Raw genomic sequence first — 2,277 nt, 5'->3', positions numbered from 1 at the left:
GCTGAGATCAAAGGACCCCGGGTCCCTCCACTGCAGCCTGCGCCCCGTGTAGGCGCGGTTGTCCCACAGGCACATCCAGGCCGGCGGGCAGTCATAGACACCCGCGGTTCCGATGGCCCCGCCGTTGGCCGCAGGCAGGTTCATCGCGGCGCGGTAGGCGGCGTCATCGTCGAAGCAACGGACATCGCCGACCGCCATCTGCGCGCACACCCGGGCGCCGTCCCAACCGTCGGACAGTTGGATGGTCCGGCCGTTGTAGGCAGCCCGGATACCGCTCTCCTTCCCCTCCTTCGCGGCCCCGGCCGCGGACGGCGCCACGGACATCAGGCCGAGTAAGGTCACTCCGGCCAACGCGAATCGTGCGGTCTTGTTCGTCATTCGGATCGTCCTCTCCCACATGGTCCACTCCCGATGACCACGTCGGCCGCAACGGCGGCGGTGGCGGGTGGCCCAGGCTGCGGCCGGCATCAACAGCGACGGCCTCGCTGATGGACCCTAGGGTCCCGGCGGGCTTGGGACTTTGTCATTCGTGCAGGGGAATGTGTCAGTAGTGCACAGCTCGAGCCGGCGCCGCATCAGGCGAAGGCCCGGCGTGTCCCGGCCGAAAGCGTTGCGAGCAGTCTGGGCACTTGTCACGCTGGTCCGATCAACTGGACCAGCCAAGGGGGGACTTGTGCGGGAAGGGGCCGAGGGAGCGTCAGGCCGACTTCATGACCGGCGCGGACGAAGGCCGGCCTCATGAGCCCGGTTCTGGACACCGCGTTCATACCGCCGCAGGACCGGGAAGAGGTGGTCCGGCACGCGGTATGGGAATCCGTGGTGGCAGTCGACATCGACCACGGGCCACCGGCTGATGACATGTCAGTTCGCATCGGGCTCGCCAACGTGGGGCCACTGCGGATCTGTTCCGCGCGGGCGACCGCGGTCACGATCCGACGGACGGAGCGGCTGGCCCGGCAGGACGAGGAGCCGGCCGTCTTCCTCGGACTCCAGATGACGGGCACCAGCCTGGTGGCACAGAACGGCCGCCAGTGCGTACTGAAAACGGGCGAGTTCGCCCTCTACGAATCGATCTCTCCCTACACCCTGCTCTTCGACGAGGGCGTCGACCACCACTTCCTGCGTTTCCCCCGCTCCGCACTCGCGCTCCCCGACCGGCTGCTGCGAGAGAGCACCACGATCGCCCTGGGTTCCGGAAATCCGGTTGCCAGCCTCGCCTTCACCTACTTCTCCCAACTGGCCGGCAACGACCGCTTGCACCAAGGCGTCCACGCCGACGCCATCGCGCAACCGAGCATCGAACTCCTGCGTGCCGTCCTGACGTCGCAGCAAGGCAACTCCAGCCTGGCCAAGGCGCCGCTGGAGGCGACACTGAGCCTGCGGGTCACTCAGTACATCCGCCGGCATCTGGCTGATCCCGACCTGTCGGCGGCACGGATCGCCGCCGCGCACGACATCTCCGTACGCCACCTCTACGCCGTGCTGTCCCGGACGGGGATCAGCCTCGGGGACTTCATCCGCACACGCCGCCTGGCCGAGTGCAAACGAGAGCTGGCCGGTCCGAACGGCCGGCTGCGGACCATCGCAGCGACCGGCAGACGCTGGGGCTTCACCGACGCGACCCACTTCAGCAAAGTATTCAAGCGAGCATACGGAACCACCCCACGGAACTGGCGCGACCAAAACCACGACCGCTCCCCCGCATGACGGCCCGCACGCAGTACCGCTTTACGTCTGACTGCCTGCACCACACGAGGAAGGATCATCCGTGAGCCGGGCCCTCTCTTGCCGGCCTCTCCCGGCTCTTGATGTCGTCCGTCACCCCCGGGGTGGGATCTGTTGCCGAGCGGGCCGGTGTTGCCTGGCCGTACGCCGATTCGCGCTGCCCCGATGGGCAGGTGAGTGGCGGCGGCGCAGCCGTAGGAGCCCACCCGGACCATTACGCATGGTCGAAGGGGGCGGGGGTGTGGCCTTCCCAGATCTGGCGGGATGCCTGTTCGGGGTAGGGCAGGGTCTTGGACTCGGTGTCCAGGACGCGGGTGAGGTGTCCGCCGGGCCGGTGGGCGGGCCAGCCCGGGTCGCCGGTGGTGACGAAGCGGACCCATGCCTCCCGGAGTTCGCGGGAGAGCGCGAGGGCTTCGGCGGGAGGCTCCTGGCCGATGAGTTGGGTGGCGACGGGGCTGTCCAGCGTGCCGAACGCCAGGGGCACGTCGAGGCTGTGGCAGGCGCCCAGGATGCCGCCGAGGGCCGGGGCGGTCCAGCACAGTTCGAACAGGT

At 68.6% G+C, this 2,277-nt stretch carries 2 protein-coding genes and 1 pseudogene; 1 reads left to right on the top strand and 2 read right to left on the bottom strand.

Annotation, left to right across the window (positions count from 1 at the left end):
• On the bottom strand, positions 1 to 378 hold a 378-nt coding region (locus ACQKIP_RS45470), incomplete at its 3' end, for a peptidase inhibitor family I36 protein (RefSeq protein ID WP_427745679.1).
• A gap of 360 nt (positions 379 to 738) precedes the next feature.
• On the opposite strand from ACQKIP_RS45470, the gene ACQKIP_RS45465 reads away from it, so the two are divergent.
• Positions 739 to 1,707: a helix-turn-helix domain-containing protein gene (locus ACQKIP_RS45465; RefSeq protein WP_365866511.1), complete on the top strand. Its 969-nt coding sequence runs from the start codon at positions 739 to 741 to the stop codon at positions 1,705 to 1,707.
• A 232-nt stretch (positions 1,708 to 1,939) separates the two neighbouring features.
• Here ACQKIP_RS45465 and ACQKIP_RS45460 read toward each other — a convergent pair.
• Positions 1,940 to 2,277, bottom strand: a pseudogene (locus ACQKIP_RS45460) (carboxylesterase/lipase family protein); the annotation flags it as partial.

Origin of the sequence: Streptomyces sp. NPDC059900 (genome assembly GCF_050270335.1) — a bacterium.
Taxonomy (GTDB): Bacteria; Actinomycetota; Actinomycetes; order Streptomycetales; family Streptomycetaceae; genus Streptomyces.
This window is presented reverse-complemented; position numbering and strand designations above follow the sequence as displayed.